Raw genomic sequence first — 19,761 nt, 5'->3', positions numbered from 1 at the left:
GTGAAGGCGGGGTTTCCCCCGCCCCAAAGTTTATGCCTTGATCGCGGCCATGACGGCCTCACCAAGGTGGGCTGGGCTTTCGGCCACAACGATACCGGCGGCTTGCATCGCCTCAATCTTGCTTTCTGCGTCGCCTTTGCCACCGGCAACGATCGCGCCTGCGTGGCCCATACGGCGGCCGGGAGGGGCGGTGCGACCGGCGATAAAGCCTGCTGTCGGTTTCCAACGGCCTTTCTTGCGCTCATCGGCCAGGAATTGCGCTGCTTCTTCCTCGGCAGAGCCACCGATCTCACCGATCATGATGATCGACTGGGTTTCGGGATCGGCAAGGAACATTTCCAGAATGTCGATATGCTCGGACCCTTTGATCGGGTCGCCGCCGATGCCCACAGCCGAGGACTGGCCAAGGCCCAGATCGGATGTCTGCTTCACCGCTTCATATGTCAGCGTGCCGGAGCGCGAGACAACACCAACCGACCCGCGGCGGTGAATATGGCCCGGCATGATGCCGATCTTGCAAGCGTCAGGCGTGATAACGCCGGGGCAGTTTGGCCCGATCAGACGGGATTTGGAGCCTTCGAGAGCACGTTTCACGCGCATCATGTCCAGAACCGGAATACCTTCAGTGATGCAGACGATCAGCTCCATCTCGGCGTCGATCGCCTCAAGAATGGAATCGGCCGCAAAGGGTGGCGGCACATAGATCACGCTTGCATTTGCCTCTGTGACCGCGCGGGCCTCATGCACCGAGTTGAACACCGGCAGGTCCAGATGCGTCGTGCCACCCTTGCCGGGGGTTACGCCACCAACCATCTTGGTGCCATATGCGATTGCTTGTTCACTGTGGAACGTGCCTTGGCTCCCCGTCAGGCCTTGACAGATCACACGGGTATTTTCGTTGACGAGTACGGCCATCCGGGCCTCCTTCATTAGGTCGGCAGCGTTGCGCTGCTATCTGAATACCGGGACGACAGCCCCGGCGGATTACGTTATTTTGCGGTGTGGACTTTCATAAAGCCATCCCAACCAGCGCGGTACATATCAGCGTTACGGTTGTATTCGTTGCCAGGTGTTGAACCTGCGGCACCAGTGACAGGGCGGGCACCTTCAGGGCAGGTGATGGTTACATCGCCACCGCCAACCTTGCCGCTGCGCGCCCAATCGGACTGTTCGCCACATACCTGCGCTTCATTGCCAGTGCTGTCTGTGCCACCGGTCATCATGCCGCCGCTACAAGCTGAAAGTGCCAGCAACATCGCGGAACCGAGTAGAGTTTTCTGCATGGCACAACCTTTCACCACAATTGATGCTTGTCGCGGGCGGGCCTGTACGGCCCACCTGCTTGCTGCCTTAGCCTTTGACGGCCTTCACGATTTTCTGCGCACCGTCTTTCAGGTTTTCCGCAGCGATAACATTCAGGCCGGAATTGTTGATGATGGCTTTGCCTTCTTCAACATTTGTCCCTTCGAGACGCACAACCAATGGCACCTGCAGGCCCACTTCCTTCACCGCAGCAACAACGCCCTCGGCGATCACGTCACAGCGCATGATACCACCAAAGATATTCACCAGAATGCCCTTAACATTGGGGTCCGAGGTGATGATCTTGAAGGCCTCGGTGACCTTTTCTTTGGTCGCACCGCCACCAACATCAAGGAAATTCGCAGGCTCGGCGCCATAGAGTTTGATGATATCCATCGTTGCCATCGCAAGACCGGCACCGTTGACCATGCAGCCAATCTCACCGTCCAGCGCGATATAGTTCAGGTCGAACTTGGAGGCTGCCAGCTCTTTGGGGTCTTCTTCGGTTTCGTCGCGCAATGCGGCAACATCGCCGTGACGGTACATCGCGTTGTCGTCAAAGGAGACCTTGGCGTCCAGAACCTTGAGCTGACCTTCGGGTGTGACGATCAGCGGGTTGATTTCCAGCATCTCCATGTCTTTCTCAAGGAAAGCCTTGTAGAGCAGCTTGACCAACCCCACGCATTGTTTGACCAGCGCACCTTGCAGGCCCAATGCGAATGCAACGCGGCGACCGTGGAAATCGGACAGGCCCGACGCAGGGTCGACCGAGAAGGAAACGATCTTGTCGGGCGTATTGGCCGCAACCTCTTCGATGTCCATCCCGCCCTCGGTCGAGGCGACAAAGGACACACGGCTGGTCTGGCGGTCCACCAACAGCGCAAGATAAAGCTCACGCTCAATATCGGAACCATCTTCGATATAGATGCGGTTCACTTGCTTGCCCGCAGGGCCGGTCTGATGCGTCACCAGCGTGCGGCCCAGCATCTGCTTGGCCATCTCGGCGGCTTCCTCAACGGATTTGGCAAGACGCACGCCGCCTTTTTCGCCGGCTTCCGCCTCTTTGAAATGGCCCTTGCCACGGCCACCTGCGTGGATCTGCGCTTGACAACCCAAAGCGGGCCGTCCATTTCGCCCGCTGCTGTCTTGGCTTCTTCTGCCTTCAAAACAGCGCGACCATCGGACACAGGCGCCCCATAACTGCGCAACAGGGCTTTGGCTTGGTATTCGTGAATGTTCATCGGCTGTCCTATCGGTAAGGAATTTGCCCCTTGATGACATATTCCGGGGCCAGTTCAAAAGGTATTTCTTTAAAAAACCCCTTTTGAATGTAAATACCGACGTTTGTGATCACAGCCCCGAAACGTGTGATCACAAAAGCGCTGCGTTATGTTTTGGAGGTGATTCGCATCGCTGGAAAATGCTGCTTTGCGGCAATAAACCTTGCCCTGCGCAAACAAAAAGGGCGCCCGAACGGACGCCCTTGAAACGTGATAAGCCAAATCTTAGGCCAGTGACGGATCGATTTCTTTACAAGCCGCAACCAAACCTTGTACGGCAGCAACCGACTTGTCGAACATCGCCTGCTCGGCTGCGTTCATCTTGATCTCTGCGATACGCTCGATGCCGCCAGCGCCGATGATGGTTGGCACGCCAACATACATGCCCTTCACGCCCAACTCGCCATCACAATAGGCCGCACATGGCAGCATACGCTTTTGGTCCTTGAGATAGGCTTCGGCCATTTCGATCGCCGAGGTTGCAGGCGCATAGAATGCCGAACCGGTTTTCAGCAGGCCAACGATTTCCGCGCCGCCGTCACGGGTCCGCTGGATGATCGCATCCAGCTTGTCCTGTGTGGTCCAGCCCATTGCCACCAAGTCGGGCAGCGGGATGCCGCCAACGGTGGAATAGCGTGCCAGCGGCACCATGGTGTCACCATGACCGCCCAGAACAAAGGCCGTCACATCGCGCATGGAGCAGTTGAACTCTACCGAAAGGAAATGGCGGAAGCGGGCGCTATCGAGAACGCCGGCCATGCCAACCACTTTGTTGTGCGGCAGGCCCGAAAACTCACGCAGAGCCCAGACCATTGCGTCCAGCGGGTTGGTGATGCAGATCACAAAAGCGTTCGGCGCGTGTTTGGCAATGCCTTCGCCCACGGATTTCATAACCTTGAGGTTGATGCCCAGCAAGTCATCACGGCTCATGCCGGGTTTGCGCGCCACACCTGCGGTGACGATGCAGACATCAGCGCCTGCGATGTCGGCGTAATCATTTGCGCCTTTCATCACGGCGTCAAAGCCTGCGGAAGGGCCGGATTGCGCGATATCCAGCGCTTTGCCCTGCGGGGTGCCTTCAGCAATATCGAACAGGACGACATCGCCCAATTCCTTGATCGCGGCGAGATGGGCGAGTGTTCCGCCAATCTGCCCCGCGCCGATAAGTGCAATCTTGGGTCTGGCCATGATTTCAATCTCCGGGTCGGGTTGATTTGAATGCGCGATGCGTAGACCCTTGAAGCGCATTAAGCAAGGGCACAGCGTCGCCGCACCGCCCTTTGCGCTGTTGCACGCCGTGATGTTTGCGCTAAAGCTGCGACAGGAACGGTAAAGAGGTGGGTATGGAGGGGCTGGGCTTTTGGGCGGTGGCCGTGTTGGCATCGGTTACGGTCGGACTGTCCAAGGGCGGTTTGCCCGTGGTCGCGATGATGTCCGTGCCGATTCTATCGCTGGTCATGCCACCGATGCAGGCCGCAGGGCTGATGTTGCCGATCTATATCGTGTCGGATTGGTTCGGGGTTTATGCCTATCGGCGCGCCTATGATCTGACGGTGCTAAAGATTATGATCCCCGCAACCGCGATCGGCGTGGGGATCGGCTGGGCGACGGCCAGTCTGGTCTCTGAAGGCGTGGTTGGCGGGGTCATCGGCCTGCTCGGCAGCAGTTTTGCCATCAGCCGCTTGCTGGGATGGGGCGCACGATCCGAGGCACAACGCCCGAAGGTTATGCCCGGATTATTCTGGGGGGCCGCCGCCGGTTTTACCAGCTTCATCAGCCACGCAGGTGCCCCCCCCTATCAGATTTATGCGGTCCCCCTACGGATGCCAAAGGCCATTTTCGCAGGCACCTCGACCCTGCTTTTTGCGTGGGTAAATGCGGTCAAACTGCCGGCCTATTGGTCAATCGGGATATTGCACTTTGACAATCCGGCCCTCGTGATCTGGCTGATCGTTCCGGCCATTCTGGCAGTGTTCGCCGGGGTGCGGCTGGTCCACATTCTTCCGGAAAAACTGTTTTATAATTTGGTATTATGGGCGCTACTGCTGCTCTCGCTACGCATGCTCTGGGTCGCCGTGGCATAGCAGGCGACCTGTTGACCTGTATCAAACACCTGTGCATGCGCCTTGGTGAAAAGGATCAGCGCGGCAAACCCGAACGAGAGCGCAAAAAGTTTATCTTTCATAACCATCCCCTTGATTTCAATCCATCCCACCGCATCCTTCGGGTCTACGGCATAGGGGAAACCTGCACATCAAAGACGTATAAAAAGTTAACGCTTCGTTCAGGGGTTGCTGCACTGCGGCAAATATCTTCTTGCCGATTGTGCCAAAAACGGAAACCATAGCGCAACATTATTGCTTGGGAGAGAATCATGACCACACGCCCCTACCGTTCTGCACTTTACATCCCCGGATCAAAGGAGCGGGCGCTGGAAAAGGCCAAGACCCTTGCCGCCGATGCGATCATCTTTGATCTGGAGGATGCCGTCGCCCCTGATGAGAAAACCGCCGCGCGCGCACTTTTGGTCGAAACACTGGCCACAGCGGATTACGGAAAACGTGTGCGCATCGTGCGGGTAAACGGGTTGGACACGGAATGGGGCGCGGATGACATCGCGGCCTTTAAGGGCGCCAAGATTGACGCGCTGTTGATCCCCAAGGTCTCCTCGGCCAAGGATCTGGATGCGGTGGCCGCCCTTATCCCCGATGTGCCGCTTTGGGCGATGATGGAGACCGCGCTTGGCATGCTCAACGCCGCCGAGATCGCCGCCCATCCGCGGCTGGCAGGGATGGTGATGGGCACCAATGATCTGGCCAAAGAGCTTAACAGCCGTTTCCGTGCCGACCGTCTGCCGATGCAGGCGGGGCTTGGCCTGTGCCTTTTGGCCGCCAAGGCGCAGGGGCTGACGATTGTCGACGGCGTCTATAACGCCTTCAAGGATGAGGACGGGCTGCGCATTGAATGCGAACAGGGGCGCGACATGGGCTTTGACGGCAAAACCCTGATCCACCCCGCCCAGCTTGAGATCGCCAATCAGGCCTTTGCCCCCAGCGACGCCGAGGTTGAGACCGCCCAACGTCAGATCGACGCCTTTAACGCCGCCAAAGCCGCCGGTCAGGGCGTGGCCGTTGTCGATGGCAAGATTGTTGAGAACTTGCATATCGTGACCGCAGAGGCGACTCTGGCCAAAGCTGCGGCCATCAAGGCCATGAGCCAAACATAAAAGGCGATTTATGCTTCTGATCCTTCTTGGACTGCTGTTGTGGTCCGGCGTGCATTTCTGGAAACGCATTGCCCCCGCTCACCGCGCAAGGTTTGGCGACAAGGGCAAGGCAATTGTGGCCATCGGTTCGGTGGTCGCGATTGTGCTGATGACCGTCGGTTACCGCGCTGCCGAGGGCACCTTCTTTTGGGGCCGCAGCCCGATGCTGACGGGGATCAACAACCTGTTGATGCTGTTTGCGTTCTACCTCTTTGCGGCCTCGGGCGCCAAAACCCGGATCACCAAATGGGTGCGCAATCCGCAGCTGACGGCGGTCAAGCTCTGGGCCTTGTCGCACCTGTTGGTCAATGGCGATACGCCCTCATTCCTGCTGTTTGGCGGCTTGTTCGCTTGGGCCTTGGCCGAGGTCATCGTGCTGAACCGTGTCGCCCCGCCCGGCCCATATCACGCGGTGGCGGTGAAAAAAGAGATCACCGCGCTGATCGCGACCGTGGTCGTATTCTCACTCACTGCTGCCATCCATATCTGGCTTGGCTATAACCCCTTTGGATAATCCCATGAAACTTTACCGCTTGCTGACCGAAGAAGACACCTCGGCGTTTTGCCACAAAGTGACCGATGCGCTGAACAAAGGGTGGGAGCTGCACGGCTCTCCGACCTATGCGTGGGATGCGGCCAAGGGCGTGATGCGCTGTGGTCAGGCCGTGGTCAAGGAGGCCCCCGGCACCTATTCACCCGACATCAAACTGGGTCAACACTGATCCCCGCTGCCAAGGAGCGATGCCATGAAAACCAATCCCGGCCGATTTTTCGAAGATTACACTTTGGGCGAGGTGATCCAACATGCCGTCCCCCGCACCTTGGCCGAGGGGGAGCGCGCGCTTTACCATGCGCTTTATCCAGCGCGACATGCGCTTTATTCCTCGGATAATTTCGCGGTGGCCTGCGGGCTGGAGGGGTCACCTATGGATGACCTGATCGCCTTCCACACCGTCTTTGGCAAAACCGTGCCCGACATTTCGCTGAATGCCGTGGCCAATCTTGGCTATGGCGACGGGCGCTGGCTGGCGCCGGTCTATCCGGGCGATACGCTGCGTTCGGAATCGCAGGTCATCGGGTTAAAGCAGAACTCAAACGGGAAATCCGGCGTGGTCTATGTGCGCACGCGGGGGATCAACCAAAGCGGCGAGGCGGTGCTGGAATATGTCCGCTGGGTCATGGTGCGCAAAAACCGCGATACGGCCGCGCCCGAGACCGTGATCCCTGATCTGCCTAAAACCGTCACGCCTGACCGTTTGGTGATCCCCGAGGGGCTGGATTTCACGGATTACGATTTCACCTTGGCCGGAGAGCCGCATCGCTGGGGCGACTATGCCATTGGTGAGCAGATCGACCATATCGACGGCGTCACCGTCGAGGAGGCCGAACATATGCTGGCCACCCGTCTGTGGCAGAACACCGCCAAGGTGCATTTCGACGCCACCAACCGCGAGGATGGCCGCCGCCTGATCTATGGCGGGCATGTAATCTCGCTGGCGCGGGCGCTGTCGTTCAACGGGCTGGCCAATGCGCAGATGATTGTGGCGCTGAATGCGGGTGCCCATGCCAACCCCTGCTTTGCCGGCGATACGGTGCGGGCTTGGTCCGAGGTGCTCGACAAGGCCGAAACCTCTGCCCCCGGTGTCGGTGCCATCCGCCTTCGGCTTGTGGCAGTCAAACATGGTGCCGCCCCCTTTGCCTTGCGCGGTGAGGACGGGAAATACAATCCATCCGTCTTGCTGGACCTCGACTACTGGGCGCTGATCCCCACCTAGCGGCTACGTTTGGATCGGGCGTATATTTGTGATCACAAATATACGCCCGATCCCCAGACCTTGCCATTTGCCTCCTATGGTTTTCCTGCGCCATGGCCTTTGCTGTTTCTTTGGCGTGTAAAACAAGAGTCCACGGGACAAAGAAACGCCCCTCAATGTGATCACAGACTGCAATAACGTGATCACATACATCATTTTTCTGCATCAACTACCGTGAAACCATCGATTTTTCGCGTCTCCTCTCGTGACTCGGGCTGAAAATAGGCTATGCATATATCAAAGCAGCAAGCCTACAGCGCGGGCCTACCCCGCCGGGCGCAGCCACGAGGGATGAAACAATGGCAAACGCAAAGCGGGTTGAACGCCCCCTTTCCCCACACTTGCAGATTTACCGCCCACAGTTGACGTCGATGACATCGATCTTGACGCGGATCACCGGCAACGGGTTGATCGTTGGTACAATGCTGGCGGTATGGTGGCTATTGGCCGCCGCAACATCGCCGGACGCTTTCGCCACCGCCAATGCGGTTGCGACATCGTGGTTCGGGGATCTGGTCTTTACCGCCTCACTTTGGGCCATCTGGTATCACTACCTTGCAGGGCTGCGGCATCTGTATTGGGATTCGGGCAAGGGCTTCGATATTTCCACTGCCGAAAAGCTGGGCTGGGCCTGCATCATCGGTTCGGTCGTTCTGACCATCATCACAATCATTCTTGTGCAATAAGGGGGCTGTCATGCGTTATCTGACCGACCGCAAGCGCGCTATGGGCAAGGGCTCTGCCCATTCCGGCACCGAACACCATTGGTATATGACTGTCTCTGCCGTCGGGCTGGCCTTTATGGTGCCTGCGTGGCTCTATATCTTCGGCTCTGCTCTTGGCGGCACCCAAGAAGAGGTCGTTGCAACCTTTGCGCGCCCCTTCCCCGCGATCCTGACCGCGCTGGTCATCTTCGTCGGCATGCGCCATTTCGCCAAAGGCGCCACCATGATGATCGAGGATTACTCGCAGGGTTCGACCCGCCGCGTGCTTGTCATCATCGCCATTTCACTTTCCTACGCGATCACCGCAACCGGGCTTTTCGCCCTTGCGCGCATCGCGCTTTGAGGGACAGACCATGACCGCTTATGAATACGAGACGCATGAATATGATGTCGTTGTTGTGGGGGCTGGCGGTGCCGGCCTGCGCGCAACGCTTGGCATGGCCGAACAGGGCCTGCGCACCGCCTGCGTCACCAAAGTTTTCCCGACCCGTTCGCATACTGTTGCCGCCCAAGGGGGCATCGCCGCCTCTCTTTCCAACATGGGGCCGGACAACTGGCAGTGGCATATGTATGACACCGTAAAAGGGTCCGACTGGCTGGGCGACACCGATGCGATGGAATACCTCGCACGCGAAGCCCCCAAGGCGGTTTACGAGCTGGAACACTACGGCGTGCCGTTTTCGCGCACCGAAGAAGGCAAGATCTATCAGCGCCCCTTTGGCGGCCACACCACCGAATTCGGCGAAGGCCCCCCTGTGCAGCGCACCTGCGCCGCAGCGGACCGGACCGGCCACGCGATCCTGCACACGCTTTACGGTCAGTCGCTGAAAAACAACGCCGAATTCTTTATCGAATATTTCGCGCTGGACCTGATCATCACCGACGGGCGTTGCACCGGCATCGTTGCGTGGAAACTTGATGACGGCACCATCCATGTGTTCAACGCCAAGATGGTTGTGCTGGCCACTGGCGGCTATGGTCGTGCGTTCTTCTCGGCCACCTCGGCGCATACCTGCACCGGCGACGGCAACGGCATGGTTGCCCGCGCAGGTCTGGCCCTTCAGGATATGGAATTCGTTCAGTTCCACCCCACCGGCATCTATGGCTCCGGCTGTTTGATCACCGAAGGGGCGCGGGGCGAAGGCGGCTATCTGACCAACTCCGAAGGGGAGCGTTTTATGGAACGTTACGCCCCGACCTATAAGGACTTGGCCAGCCGCGACGTTGTCAGCCGCTGCATGACGATCGAGATCCGCGAAGGACGTGGTGTCGGGCCGAACAAGGACCACATCCACCTCCACCTCAACCACCTGCCCAAAGAGACGCTGGACCTGCGCCTGCCGGGCATTTCGGAATCCGCGCGCATCTTTGCCGGTGTCGACCTGCAAAAAGAGCCGATCCCGGTTATCCCGACCGTGCATTACAACATGGGCGGCATTCCGACCAACTACTTTGGTGAGGTGTTGAACCCGACCAAGGACAACCCCGATGCCATCTTCCCCGGCCTGATGGCTGTGGGTGAGGCGGGCTGTGCCTCGGTACATGGTGCCAACCGACTTGGCTCCAACTCCTTGATCGACCTTGTGGTATTCGGTCGTGCCGCCGCCATTCGCGCCGGTGAGATCGTGAACCCCAAAGAGCGTAATGAGCCGGTGAACAAGGCCGAGGTCGACAAGGCGCTTGATCGCTTTGATGCGGTGCGCCACGCAGACGGCTCTCTCCCCACCGCCGAGCTGCGGATGGAGATGCAGACCACGATGCAGGCTGATGCCGCCGTGTTCCGCACCGACAAAACGCTGGCCGAAGGTGTGGTCAAGATGACTGCGATCGCCGCCAAGATGGATGACCTCAAGGTGACGGACCGCTCGATGGTCTGGAACTCGGATCTGATGGAAACGCTGGAGCTGGGCAACCTGATGCCCAACGCGCTGGCAACCATCGTGGCCGCCGAGGCACGCAAGGAATCCCGCGGTGCCCATGCCCATGAGGATTATCCCGATCGTGACGATGTAAACTGGCGGGTCCATTCGCTGGCACATGTTGACGGCAACAAGGTAACGCTAACGACCCGGCCGGTGCATATGGACCCGCTGACCAAGCAAGAAGAAGGCGGTATCGACCTGAAAAAGATTGCCCCCAAAGCGCGCGTGTACTGATGCGTGCTCTGGCCCTGCCTTTGATTTTTGTGCTGGCAGCCTCTGCCTGCACAACCACCAACCCGGTGGAGCAAATCACGCGCAGCACGGCAAAAACGGTCGTCCTGCCGGTGGTGCAACAACGTCTGCCCGGCCCTCAGGCCGAGGCGGTGACTGTTTGCGTCCTCGACAATGCCAGCACGGATGAGATTTTGCTTTTGGCCAAGGACGTTGGCACCCGTGCCGGCACACGCACCGTACAAACCATCGCGACCATCCTGAAACGCCCGGCCACCGTGCAATGTGTGCTTGGGGCCGGAATTCCGGGGTTATCGCTATGATCGGGCGCGGCGCGGCAGCAGCACTTTTGGCCCTGACGGCCTGCGGTCCGGTTTCGGTTGAGCAGGCTGAACGTCAATGCCTTGGCCGCGCCTATTCAACCACTGGTCCGCATGGCGAAATGGGGGTCGGGGTCAACAGCGAGGGCAACGCGCTTGCGCGCTTCAAAATGGGCGTCACCTCTGATTATCTGATGGGGCGCGACCCTTCGGCGGTGTTTGATCAATGCGTCTATCAAAAATCGGGGCAGCCACCGTCGCAGCCGCTCTATTCCCGCAGCGACTGGAAGGGCTAGCATATGGCCCTGCAACACGCCCAGATCGACCGCCCCCAAGTGAACCGCTTTTTGCGGCGCAAGGGGCTGACGGCGGTTGCGGATAAGTCCAAATCCGGGCATCTGCAAAGTTTTGGCCTTGCGCCTGATGTGGTGTTTGATGTCGGCGTCGACCTTGGCACGCCTTTTCTTTATGGGGCTTTTCCCGACGCCCGCTTTGTTCTGGTCGATCCGCGCGTGGAATCACGGGCCGTACTGAATGATGCCAAGACCCCCAAGAAAGCGCAGTTTTTTGAAACCGCATTGGGCCGGATGCCGGGGCGAATGACGCTTAACATCCCCTTTTCCGACAAGGGTGAGCATGGCGAAATGGCCAGCCTTGGCACCCGTACGGACCGTATTTCCTCTACTTTTACCCGGATAGAGGCGCGCGAGGTTGCCGTGACCACGCTTGACCTGCTTGCCGCTGATTTTCCCGGCCGTGTCGGCCTCAAGATCGATACCGAAGGGTTTGAGGATGAGGTGCTTGCAGGCGCCAAGCAAACCCTCAAACGCACAGACTTTGTGATATTGGAACTGTCGCTGACAAAGCGCTTTGCCGGTATCGCCCCGCCCAGCCAGATCATCACCCGCCTTGCCGCTGCCGGCCTTGAATTCCGCGATGTCTTGCGGATGACCGGCGATGGCAAAGGTGGCGGCGCCCCGCGCCTGATGGATGTCCTGTTCACCCGGTGGCATTCACCGGACCCCGCATAACCCAAGACGTAAGGAGAGGGACCGATGGTTCAATTCACCCTGCCCAAAAACTCCACCATTCGCACTGGCAAAACTTGGCCAAAACCAAGCGGTAGCAACGTGCGCAAGTTCCAGATCTATCGCTGGACGCCGGACGATGGGGAAAACCCACGGGTCGACACTTATTTCGTCGACATGGACAGTTGCGGCCCGATGGTTCTGGACGCGCTGATCAAGATCAAGAACGAGATTGACCCGACGCTGACCTTCCGCCGCTCTTGCCGCGAGGGGATCTGCGGATCTTGCGCGATGAACATTGGCGGCATCAACACGCTGGCCTGTATTCACGGCTTGGACGAGGTAAAGGGCGATGTGAAAATCTACCCATTGCCGCATATGCCTGTGGTCAAGGATTTGATCCCCGATCTGACGCATTTCTATGCCCAGCACGCCTCTATCATGCCATGGCTGGAAACCAAGACCAACACGCCCGCGAAAGAGTGGCGTCAAAGCATTGAGGACCGCGAAAAGCTGGACGGTCTTTATGAATGTGTGATGTGCGCTTGCTGCTCTACGTCCTGCCCGTCCTACTGGTGGAACTCTGACCGCTACCTTGGGCCGGCGGCGTTGCTGCATGCCTACCGGTGGATCATCGACAGCCGCGATGAGGCGACACCGGAGCGGCTTGATGATCTGGAAGATCCCTTCAAGCTTTACCGTTGCCATACCATCATGAACTGCGCCAAGACCTGCCCCAAAGGGTTGAACCCTGCCAAGGCGATTGCGGCGATCAAGAAAAAGATGGTCGAACGGGTCGTCTGATCCCACGCTATTCTGAAAAGCGGCCCCTTTGCGGGCCGTTTTTTTGTGCGCCAAACGCAATGCTGCAATGCAGAAATAGCAACTTGTTATGCTGTGCCATCAAGACTAGATACTAAGGCGGGAGGAACCTTTTACCCTTACGAGGTTCACATGACGAACGAAATCAACGTCGCCGACGACACAGCCAAAGCCGCTTTGGAAGCTCTTGAGCAGGCCTATGCCTATTTCGACGCCGAAACAGAGGTTACCTGTGAAACGCCGGAATATTGCGAATATCTGACCGCTGCCTGATATTCGAAAAAGACCAAAAATCACGCAGGGGCGTAACCCGCGCCCCTATATCCGGATAGGATAGGTCGACCATTTATCAGGCAGAACGCTTGACAGTCGACACACTCTGGCTAGCCTTGCCTGAACATATCCCCTACCCTCAGGTCAGAATGCCTCTGCTTCTTCTTGCGCTTCTTATCGGCACCTTGCTGTACATGTGGCTGTCACGCCGCAACTCCACGCTGACCCGCGCATGTCGTTGGCGGCTGGACCGGACGGGCGGGCCGAACCACTATGTCTGCGCGGCCTGCGGGGCGCATATGGACCCACCCGCGGGCAAGGAACCCCGCGACTGCCTGAGGCCACGCAAGAATTAGGCAAAGGCCGCCGTCAGCGCCACTTCAACCATATCGCCAAAGCTGCGTTCACGCTGATCGCTTGGCAAGGACTCATGGGTCAGCAAATGATCCGAGATCGTCAGCACCGCCAAGGCCCGACGACCATAGCGCGCCGCCAGCGTATAAAGCTCTGCCGCCTCCATCTCTACGGCCAGAACGCCGTGACGTTGCATCTGTTCATTCAGGTCGGGCCGTTCGTCATAGAACACATCGGACGAGTAGATCTGTCCCGCGTGGCAGGTCGCATCCATATCCTGTGCCGCCGCCCATGCCGCATGCAGCAAGCCAAAATCAGCGGTGGGGGCAAAATTCAGCTCTTTGAAAATGCCGCGCGACGGGGTGCTAAGGGTACAGGCCGACATCGCCAGAACAAGGTCGCGCACCTTGACATGCGGCTGCATCGCCCCCGCCGAACCGATACGGATCAAGGTCTGCGCACCGTAATCGCGGATCAACTCATTCGCATAGATCGACAAGGACGGCATCCCCATCCCTGAGCCTTGGATCGTAATCCTATGGCCGCGCCAGGTGCCGGTATAACCCAGCATCCCGCGCACCTCATTGACCAGCTTGGCGTCCTCAAGAAAGGTCTCGGCGGCCCATTTTGCGCGATAGGGATCGCCCGGCATCAAAACGGTTTCGGCAATGTCGCCGGGCTTGGCGCCGATATGAATGGTCATCTGATCCTCCGCTGCGGTTCACCGACAGCCTAAGCGACCGGAACGCCCAGTAAAAGCCCTGAAATCAACTGGCCAGATGCCGCAACCCTTGGGTGACATCGGTGCGGATGGCCAGACGCAGGCCGGGTTCATCACCGGCCTTCAGTGCGCCCAAAATCAGGCGGTGATAGGGCGGCGGCTCATTCCGGCGCAAACGGCCATAAAGCGCGCGCATGGTCGGGCCAAGCTGCAGCCAGACAGTTTCGGTCAGCGCCAGCATCGCAGGCGCTTGGGCGCGCAGGTAAAGTGTGCGGTGAAATTCCAGATTGGTGCGCAGATAGGCCACCGCATCCTGACGTTGGACGGCCTCGGTATTGGCGACATTGATTGCGGCCAGCCGGTCGATCAGCGCGAAATGGGCCCGCGGCAAGGCACGGGCCGCCAGCTCTGGCTCCAACAGCGCGCGGATAGAGGCCAGTTCTTCCAAGCGTTCGGGCGAGAGTTCCGGCGTGGCCACCCGCCCCGAAGACGAGAGCGACAAGGCCCCTTCGGCCACCAGACGGCGCACGGCCTCTCGGGCCGGGGTCATGGAAACGCCAAAGGTCCGCGCAAGGCCGCGCAAGGTCAGTGCCTGTCCCGGCGGCAATTCCCCGTACATCACCTGACTGCGCAACGTCCGGTAAAGCCGTTCATGCGCGGCGGCATTCGGGTCCACTGCGCGCAACATCGGCGTGCCGCTTGACGTCAACATCCCCTTCCCCCCATCATCCCGTAAACCGATAGCTGTGCAAGACATGGCCTTCGGATTTCAACCAACGGCGATGGACTTCGTAATCAGGCCTCAGATCAGCCACAATGGCCCAGAACCGGGGCGAGTGGTTCATCTCGATCAAATGCGCGACCTCATGTGCGGCGACATAATCCAACACCTCCGGCGGTGCCATGATCAAACGCCACGAATACATCAAGCCCGCCTCAGAGGTACAAGACCCCCAACGCGACCGCGTATCGCGCAGGGTCAATGTCCGGTACTGTCGCCCGATACGGCCCGCATAATGGTCCGAGGCCGCAGCAAGCCGGTCCCGCGCGCGGGTTTTAAGGTAGGCGGCCACCCGCGCGCCTGCCCGCTCGGCCGTGCCCGGCACCAAAAGCGTATCCTGCGTCAGCACCAGATTGCGGCCCTGCCCCGGCATCAACCGAACCAAGCGTCCCTCAACCGGGATCTCATCCCCCAATGCCACAACACCGCCCTGCACCACGTTCAACAGCGCCTTGCGGATCCAGCCCTCTTGCGCGTGTAAAAAGGCCATCGCCTCGGCCTCCCGCACCACGGGTGGCAGTGACAATGTCACACGTCCGTCCAGCCGCGACACACGCAACGACATACGCCGCGCCCGCGCAGTGCGGCGCAACGTCACTTCAACAGGAGGGGGGCCAGGCAAGACGGGCATAAGATCCTTGTTCCTTTGCGCGAGCCAGAATGCCCGTGCTGCGCGCCTGCTGCAAGCCCCTTAGACGTCCAGCAGCGACCAGAAAGACCAAACACCAGCCAGCCACACGCAAAAGCCTTTGACAGGGGCGCAGACCTGTGGCAAGCGACCCTTTTGCTGGTATGGTCCGGCCCATCATGGGTACCGTTGCCAGCCGATGTCACAAGGGGAATATGATGCCCAAGGAAGAATGGGGTACAAAGCGCCTTTGCCCCACCACCGGGAAGCGCTTTTACGACCTGAACAAGAACCCGATCGTCAGCCCCTATACGGGTGAGGTTGTGGATATCGACAGCGCACGTCGCAAAATCACGTCGACCGCGTCTAGCCGTGCCGAAACCGCAAAAGACGATGATGAACCACTGGTCGACGATCTGGATGCAGATGACGATCTGCTGGCTGTTGTCGAAACCGATGATTCGGACGATGAGGGTGATGATCTGCTGGAAGATGACAGCGATGATACCGTATCGCTGGACGATCTGGCTGATGTCAGCAGCCCTGACGACGACAACTGAGCCTTATGGGGAAGGCTTGGGCACAGGCGTTGCCGCGAAAACCCGACCTTGTTTAACGGTTTTCGCATTTGGATGATTTTTCCTCTTGCAGCGCCTGCGCCCCTCCCCTAAATAGCAGCTACCGATGCAGCGGTTCTGCAAAATGATGGGGCCTTAGCTCAGCTGGGAGAGCGCCTGCATGGCATGCAGGAGGTCAGCGGTTCGATCCCGCTAGGCTCCACCATCACAAATTCTTAAACACCCATAATAGACTACTTCTGGTAGGGTAAGTTTTACGGTTTTGCAGGAAATTAGCATTTTAGCTAAATTGATTCAGTTTATCGGGCTATGTTGGCAACTTGTTTGTTGTCCTAACAACCAGCACTTTACGCTGTACCGATAGCCGAACAGTGTAACAGATAAGATGCGATGCGAAACAACCTAACGATGTTACTGATGATCAGCGGTAAGCAACTGATATCGGGGCAACGTTGCACTCTGATGCATCTCTCGCACAACGTATGACTGAGCTGCCCCCCGAAATTCGGACAGTCCTGCAGCCCCACTAGGCGGTTCCCTTCGAGCACGTAAAGCCGGGTGAATGTCTGGATGTAGAGGTAGCGATCCGTGTCCAGGACCCGGATCGGCGCGCTGCCCACATCGTATAGAGCGATCGGCTTGCCGGAAGCATCGATGCGCAGGACCCGCCCCTGGGAGGTTCCCAGCAACACCGAGTCGCCACGCCCCGAGAAGGCCGCAGCCTGAAGGCGGTCAGGACCGCCGCCAGTCATGAACGTCACGGTGGCGGAGAACGTCAGCAAGTCTTCGGCATTTCCCTTACCCTGCAGATCATCGTGGCTGGCCCCAGTCAGCGCCTCGTAAGCCGCGTTGACCGCCTTCATCCACTCTTCGTTGCCGGGGTTGAGGTCCGGGTGCAGCTGACGAACCAAGCCGCGGTATTTCTGCCGGATCTCATCCGGCGTTACCGGTAGCGCAAGCTCAAGCTTTTCGAGTGCCTCCTCGATTTCCGCGGCGGTTCCCGTATGCCCGCGTATGCCGCCCACTTCGAAGGTCTGATGATAGGTCTCTACAGGACACTCAGGCATGCGGACGCCCCAGAGAGGTTTTCCGTCCCGGTCGATACACCACGCTTCATCCACATGCGTGTAAAGATAGCGGTCCCGGCTAGGGCTGAGCGCGATGCAGTTGAGCGCCAAGTGGGGTTCACCCCAAAGGAAACCACCTTCCACGTCAAGATCGAGACGGCGGCGCCCTGCTGCGACTTCGGGCGTGGCGGAAAGGTCTGTCTCGAAATCGACTTTCAGGTCCTCACGATAGACGGTCAGGATAGTCGTTTTCGACCGTGTCGCGAAGCCCTTGCCCTCGGGATGGATATCGAGCGCATAGATCGGGCGCTCCAGTCGTTCGATCACTGGGGTGCCGCCCTGCTCGGAGGTGAACATCACTGCGCCCGGCGCACCGAGGCTTGCCTCGGACTTTGCAAGATCATCGAAGGAAAGGACTCCGCCACGTGTGGTGAAGTGCTTCCGGAAGGCAGGGTCCGGGCGATCCGCGGGCGCTATCGCCTCTACGGTGAGTTCACGCCAAGCGCCTTCGGCATCCTCGAATGTTTCAGAGGTCGCAGGCAGCGCAACCTGGCTGGTCCAGACCTCCGGAGATGGTGGCAGCGGCAACAAGGTCAGCTTTTCGAGGTTGACCTTCGGCTTCCCGGCAAGATGCTGCGGTGCGATCCGTCGAAGGAGACATTCGTCAAATCAATCTTAATATCAGTGCTGCACTCTTATCTACGCCCCATTTTCGAGTTCTTTCAGAGACCTTCGCTGTTGATTGTCACTGAGAACTGACCCACCTGTTCGTTATGATCTGCTGATTATGATGGCGTCAATGCTGTTGCCTCCTTTCGCTTTTTCTTTGCTGTTTCGGAGCTTGCCTTGAAGCGGTAGCTGTCATTGCCGGTCTCGAGGATATGGCAGCGATGGGTGAGACGATCGAGCAGTGCTGTGGTCATTTTGGTATCGCCAAAGACGCTGGCCCATTCACTGAAGCTCAGGTTGGTGGTGATGATGACGCTGGTGCGTTCATACAGTTTGCTCAGAAGATGGAAGAGCAGCGCGCCGCCAGAGGCGCTGAACGGCAGATATCCCAGCTCATCCAGTATCACCAAGTCAGTTTTGACCAATGCCTCAGCGATCTTTCCGGCCTTACCCAGTGCCTTTTCCTGCTCCAGCGCATTGACCAGTTCAACCGTCGAGAAGAAGCGCACACGCTTGCGGTGATGCTCAATGGCCTGAATGCCGAGGGCGGTTGCAACATGCGACTTTCCTGTTCCCGGGCCTCCGATCAGCACCACATTCTCGGCAGCGTCCATGAACTCACAACGATGGAGTTGGCGGACCAAGGCTTCACGGATCTCGCTGGCAGCGAAGTCAAAGCCAGAGAGGTCTTTATAAGCCGGAAAGCGCGCCGCCTTCATGTGATAGGCGATAGAGCGCACCTCGCGTTCGGCCATTTCCGCTTTGAGCATCTGCGACAGGATCGGCGTCGTGCCAGAGGCACGCTTTCAGCGTGACGCGGCTTCAAATGCGGGCGACCCTTGCTCATGCAGATCCTGCACAGCCTGCGCCATGCGTCGTGCTGCAAGCACGCCTTCGGCGTGACGCATCTTCAGGCTGCGCAGCATGATGACGATGGCAGCTCCAGCGGGATCATGACGCATCGCGCGCTCCTTTCTGGACCCGCAACCCATCATGAGCCGTGCGACATTGGCCTCTGGCTCCTTACTCAGCGGCAAGGCAGCTGGAGGGTCCACGTCTGGCTGGTCAGTCAGCTTACCATCCAACAGGCGATGCAGCAGGTTCAGCACATGGGTCTTGGTCGGCACGCCAGCCTCCAATGCCAATTCTACCGCGCAGAGCACCGCCTGTTCATCGTGATGCAAGACCAGTGACAAGATATCGACCATCTCCCGATCTCCACCGGGCTGCCGCAGCATCTTCGCTTGCAGCAAGCGGAAGGGTTCGGGCATTTCGACGAAGGGCGCGCCATTGCGCAGCGCCCCGGGTTTGCGCTGAACGACAGCCAGATAATGGCACCAATCATAGATGATGCGCCCAGGCTGGCGGTGGGATCGCTCAATGATCCGCTGATGTGTGCAGATCACATGCCCCTCGGCGACACTCACCAACCGGTCGGGGTAGATGCGCAGGCTCACCGGCCGGTTCGCAAAGCTGGCGGGCACGGAATAGCGATTGCGATCGAAAGTGATCAGGCCCCCTCTCGCGCATGCTCGAATGCGCGAGAGGGGGCATCACGCACGCTCTTCTCAACCTGACCCTTCTCCCAGCCCGCCGCCGGATTGCAGAACTCGGGATCGAAGACGTAGTGGCTGGTCATGGCCAGAAACCGCGCATTTACATCGCGCCGTTTACCGACGCCAACCCGGTCGACGGCTGTCTTCATGTTGTCGTAGATGCCGCGCCCGGGGACGCCCTCAAAAACGCGGAACCCGTGCCAGTGGGCATCAAACAGCATCTCATGTGTTTGCAGCAGATAGGCCCGCACCAAGAATGCGCGGCTATGCGACAGCTTGATATGGGCGACCTACAGCTTGATGCGCTCACCGCCGACATAGGCCCAGTCCTCACTCCAGTCGAACTGGAAAGCCTCGCCCGGCGCGAACACCAGCGGCACGAAAGTCCCGCGATCTGTCGTGTGATGCGCACGCTGCCGTTCACC

The 19,761-nt window shown here is 58.9% G+C and carries 22 protein-coding genes, 1 tRNA gene and 3 pseudogenes; 16 read left to right on the top strand and 10 right to left on the bottom strand.

Annotation, left to right across the window (positions count from 1 at the left end):
• Nucleotides 1-30 precede the first annotated feature (30 nt).
• The 4 genes and pseudogenes from sucD to mdh form a co-directional block, all read right to left on the bottom strand.
• Entirely contained in the window at nt 31-915 is an 885-nt protein-coding gene (gene sucD / locus AKU94_RS11740) for a succinate--CoA ligase subunit alpha (RefSeq protein ID WP_050527589.1), read from the bottom strand.
• A 74-nt stretch (nt 916-989) separates the two neighbouring features.
• Nucleotides 990-1,283, bottom strand: a complete 294-nt coding sequence (locus AKU94_RS11735) for a hypothetical protein (protein ID WP_157056529.1) — start codon at nt 1,281-1,283, stop codon at nt 990-992.
• Nucleotides 1,284-1,350: 67 nt separating this feature from the next.
• A pseudogene (gene sucC, locus AKU94_RS11730) lies at nt 1,351-2,543 on the bottom strand (ADP-forming succinate--CoA ligase subunit beta).
• 264 nt (nt 2,544-2,807) lie between these two features.
• Complete coding sequence (gene mdh, locus AKU94_RS11725; protein WP_050527588.1) at nt 2,808-3,770, bottom strand: malate dehydrogenase; 963 nt, start codon at nt 3,768-3,770, stop codon at nt 2,808-2,810.
• A gap of 155 nt (nt 3,771-3,925) precedes the next feature.
• Here mdh and AKU94_RS11720 point away from each other — a divergent pair, with 155 nt between their 5' ends.
• The 14 genes from AKU94_RS11720 (at nt 3,926) to AKU94_RS19280 (ending at nt 13,338) form a co-directional block, all read left to right on the top strand.
• A complete protein-coding gene (locus tag AKU94_RS11720; RefSeq protein ID WP_050527452.1) occupies nt 3,926-4,666 on the top strand; it encodes a sulfite exporter TauE/SafE family protein in 741 nt (246 codons plus the stop codon).
• A gap of 290 nt (nt 4,667-4,956) precedes the next feature.
• The gene (locus AKU94_RS11715; protein ID WP_050527451.1) at nt 4,957-5,808 is read left to right on the top strand and encodes a (3S)-malyl-CoA thioesterase; all 852 of its coding nucleotides are present in this window, start codon (nt 4,957-4,959) and stop codon (nt 5,806-5,808) included.
• Nucleotides 5,809-5,818: 10 nt separating this feature from the next.
• Entirely contained in the window at nt 5,819-6,361 is a 543-nt protein-coding gene (locus AKU94_RS11710) for an NnrU family protein (protein ID WP_050527450.1), read from the top strand.
• A gap of 4 nt (nt 6,362-6,365) precedes the next feature.
• Nucleotides 6,366-6,569, top strand: coding sequence for a DUF1737 domain-containing protein (locus tag AKU94_RS11705; RefSeq protein WP_050527449.1), 204 nt, complete (start codon nt 6,366-6,368; stop codon nt 6,567-6,569).
• A gap of 24 nt (nt 6,570-6,593) precedes the next feature.
• On the top strand, nt 6,594-7,622 hold the full coding sequence (locus AKU94_RS11700; protein WP_050527448.1) for a MaoC family dehydratase: 1,029 nt from the start codon (nt 6,594-6,596) through the stop codon (nt 7,620-7,622).
• A gap of 338 nt (nt 7,623-7,960) precedes the next feature.
• The gene (gene sdhC / locus AKU94_RS11695; protein ID WP_050527447.1) at nt 7,961-8,347 is read left to right on the top strand and encodes a succinate dehydrogenase, cytochrome b556 subunit; all 387 of its coding nucleotides are present in this window, start codon (nt 7,961-7,963) and stop codon (nt 8,345-8,347) included.
• A 10-nt stretch (nt 8,348-8,357) separates the two neighbouring features.
• Nucleotides 8,358-8,729, top strand: coding sequence for a succinate dehydrogenase, hydrophobic membrane anchor protein (locus tag AKU94_RS11690; protein ID WP_050527446.1), 372 nt, complete (start codon nt 8,358-8,360; stop codon nt 8,727-8,729).
• Between the two features lie 10 nt (nt 8,730-8,739).
• On the top strand, nt 8,740-10,542 hold the full coding sequence (gene sdhA, locus AKU94_RS11685; RefSeq protein WP_050527587.1) for a succinate dehydrogenase flavoprotein subunit: 1,803 nt from the start codon (nt 8,740-8,742) through the stop codon (nt 10,540-10,542).
• On the top strand, nt 10,542-10,862 hold the full coding sequence (locus AKU94_RS11680) for a hypothetical protein (protein ID WP_050527445.1): 321 nt from the start codon (nt 10,542-10,544) through the stop codon (nt 10,860-10,862). The genes sdhA and AKU94_RS11680 overlap by 1 nt, the downstream gene beginning before the upstream one ends.
• Nucleotides 10,859-11,155, top strand: coding sequence for a hypothetical protein (locus AKU94_RS11675; RefSeq protein WP_050527444.1), 297 nt, complete (start codon nt 10,859-10,861; stop codon nt 11,153-11,155). Before AKU94_RS11680 ends, AKU94_RS11675 begins: the two co-directional genes overlap by 4 nt.
• 3 nt (nt 11,156-11,158) lie before the next feature.
• A complete protein-coding gene (locus AKU94_RS11670; RefSeq protein WP_050527443.1) occupies nt 11,159-11,890 on the top strand; it encodes an FkbM family methyltransferase in 732 nt (243 codons plus the stop codon).
• Nucleotides 11,891-11,914: 24 nt separating this feature from the next.
• Entirely contained in the window at nt 11,915-12,691 is a 777-nt protein-coding gene (locus tag AKU94_RS11665; protein ID WP_050527442.1) for a succinate dehydrogenase iron-sulfur subunit, read from the top strand.
• Between the two features lie 150 nt (nt 12,692-12,841).
• Nucleotides 12,842-12,982: a hypothetical protein gene (locus AKU94_RS19755; RefSeq protein ID WP_157056528.1), complete on the top strand. Its 141-nt coding sequence runs from the start codon at nt 12,842-12,844 to the stop codon at nt 12,980-12,982.
• 149 nt (nt 12,983-13,131) lie between these two features.
• Nucleotides 13,132-13,338 carry a hypothetical protein gene (locus AKU94_RS19280; RefSeq protein WP_083445046.1) on the top strand — a complete coding sequence of 69 codons (207 nt, stop codon included), beginning with the start codon at nt 13,132-13,134 and terminating at the stop codon, nt 13,336-13,338.
• Here AKU94_RS19280 and deoD read toward each other — a convergent pair.
• From deoD to AKU94_RS11650, 3 genes are all read right to left on the bottom strand, one after another.
• Nucleotides 13,335-14,039, bottom strand: a complete 705-nt coding sequence (gene deoD, locus AKU94_RS11660; protein WP_050527441.1) for a purine-nucleoside phosphorylase — start codon at nt 14,037-14,039, stop codon at nt 13,335-13,337. The genes AKU94_RS19280 and deoD overlap by 4 nt on opposite strands.
• A 64-nt stretch (nt 14,040-14,103) precedes the next feature.
• Nucleotides 14,104-14,745: a GntR family transcriptional regulator gene (locus tag AKU94_RS11655; protein WP_050527586.1), complete on the bottom strand. Its 642-nt coding sequence runs from the start codon at nt 14,743-14,745 to the stop codon at nt 14,104-14,106.
• A 37-nt stretch (nt 14,746-14,782) separates the two neighbouring features.
• On the bottom strand, nt 14,783-15,469 hold the full coding sequence (locus AKU94_RS11650) for a M48 family metallopeptidase (RefSeq protein ID WP_050527440.1): 687 nt from the start codon (nt 15,467-15,469) through the stop codon (nt 14,783-14,785).
• A gap of 215 nt (nt 15,470-15,684) precedes the next feature.
• Between AKU94_RS11650 and AKU94_RS11645 the strand changes: the two genes are divergently transcribed.
• Nucleotides 15,685-16,026, top strand: a complete 342-nt coding sequence (locus AKU94_RS11645; protein WP_050527585.1) for a TIGR02300 family protein — start codon at nt 15,685-15,687, stop codon at nt 16,024-16,026.
• A gap of 147 nt (nt 16,027-16,173) precedes the next feature.
• A tRNA-Ala gene (locus AKU94_RS11640) sits at nt 16,174-16,249 on the top strand.
• A 142-nt stretch (nt 16,250-16,391) separates the two neighbouring features.
• Here AKU94_RS11640 and AKU94_RS11635 read toward each other — a convergent pair.
• The 3 genes and pseudogenes from AKU94_RS11635 to istA all read right to left on the bottom strand — a co-directional run.
• The gene (locus tag AKU94_RS11635; protein ID WP_232295756.1) at nt 16,392-17,699 is read right to left on the bottom strand and encodes a DnaJ domain-containing protein; all 1,308 of its coding nucleotides are present in this window, start codon (nt 17,697-17,699) and stop codon (nt 16,392-16,394) included.
• A 197-nt stretch (nt 17,700-17,896) separates the two neighbouring features.
• Nucleotides 17,897-18,742: pseudogene (gene istB / locus AKU94_RS11630) on the bottom strand (IS21-like element helper ATPase IstB).
• Between the two features lie 36 nt (nt 18,743-18,778).
• Nucleotides 18,779-19,761 (bottom strand): annotated as a pseudogene (gene istA / locus AKU94_RS11625) (IS21 family transposase); the annotation flags it as partial.

Source organism: Pseudorhodobacter aquimaris (assembly GCF_001202025.1).
Lineage (GTDB): Bacteria > Pseudomonadota > Alphaproteobacteria > Rhodobacterales > Rhodobacteraceae > Pseudorhodobacter > Pseudorhodobacter aquimaris.
The sequence above is the reverse complement of the archived record's forward strand: the minus strand, read 5'-3'. Positions and strand labels throughout refer to the sequence as shown.

Coding starts and splice junctions, on each gene's coding strand:
- AKU94_RS11665 (WP_050527442.1), top strand. CDS start 11,915: ATGGTTCAATTCACCCTGCCCAAAAACTCCACCATTCGCACTGGCAAA.
- AKU94_RS11680 (WP_050527445.1), top strand. CDS start 10,542: ATGCGTGCTCTGGCCCTGCCTTTGATTTTTGTGCTGGCAGCCTCTGCC.
- AKU94_RS11735 (WP_157056529.1), bottom strand. CDS start 1,283: ATGCAGAAAACTCTACTCGGTTCCGCGATGTTGCTGGCACTTTCAGCT.
- sdhC (WP_050527447.1), top strand. CDS start 7,961: ATGGCAAACGCAAAGCGGGTTGAACGCCCCCTTTCCCCACACTTGCAG.
- AKU94_RS11705 (WP_050527449.1), top strand. CDS start 6,366: ATGAAACTTTACCGCTTGCTGACCGAAGAAGACACCTCGGCGTTTTGC.
- AKU94_RS11700 (WP_050527448.1), top strand. CDS start 6,594: ATGAAAACCAATCCCGGCCGATTTTTCGAAGATTACACTTTGGGCGAG.
- AKU94_RS11650 (WP_050527440.1), bottom strand. CDS start 15,469: ATGCCCGTCTTGCCTGGCCCCCCTCCTGTTGAAGTGACGTTGCGCCGC.
- sucD (WP_050527589.1), bottom strand. CDS start 915: ATGGCCGTACTCGTCAACGAAAATACCCGTGTGATCTGTCAAGGCCTG.
- deoD (WP_050527441.1), bottom strand. CDS start 14,039: ATGACCATTCATATCGGCGCCAAGCCCGGCGACATTGCCGAAACCGTT.
- sdhA (WP_050527587.1), top strand. CDS start 8,740: ATGACCGCTTATGAATACGAGACGCATGAATATGATGTCGTTGTTGTG.
- AKU94_RS11715 (WP_050527451.1), top strand. CDS start 4,957: ATGACCACACGCCCCTACCGTTCTGCACTTTACATCCCCGGATCAAAG.
- AKU94_RS11675 (WP_050527444.1), top strand. CDS start 10,859: ATGATCGGGCGCGGCGCGGCAGCAGCACTTTTGGCCCTGACGGCCTGC.
- AKU94_RS11710 (WP_050527450.1), top strand. CDS start 5,819: ATGCTTCTGATCCTTCTTGGACTGCTGTTGTGGTCCGGCGTGCATTTC.
- AKU94_RS19755 (WP_157056528.1), top strand. CDS start 12,842: ATGACGAACGAAATCAACGTCGCCGACGACACAGCCAAAGCCGCTTTG.
- mdh (WP_050527588.1), bottom strand. CDS start 3,770: ATGGCCAGACCCAAGATTGCACTTATCGGCGCGGGGCAGATTGGCGGA.
- AKU94_RS19280 (WP_083445046.1), top strand. CDS start 13,132: ATGCCTCTGCTTCTTCTTGCGCTTCTTATCGGCACCTTGCTGTACATG.
- AKU94_RS11670 (WP_050527443.1), top strand. CDS start 11,159: ATGGCCCTGCAACACGCCCAGATCGACCGCCCCCAAGTGAACCGCTTT.
- AKU94_RS11655 (WP_050527586.1), bottom strand. CDS start 14,745: ATGTTGCGCGCAGTGGACCCGAATGCCGCCGCGCATGAACGGCTTTAC.
- AKU94_RS11720 (WP_050527452.1), top strand. CDS start 3,926: ATGGAGGGGCTGGGCTTTTGGGCGGTGGCCGTGTTGGCATCGGTTACG.
- AKU94_RS11645 (WP_050527585.1), top strand. CDS start 15,685: ATGCCCAAGGAAGAATGGGGTACAAAGCGCCTTTGCCCCACCACCGGG.
- AKU94_RS11690 (WP_050527446.1), top strand. CDS start 8,358: ATGCGTTATCTGACCGACCGCAAGCGCGCTATGGGCAAGGGCTCTGCC.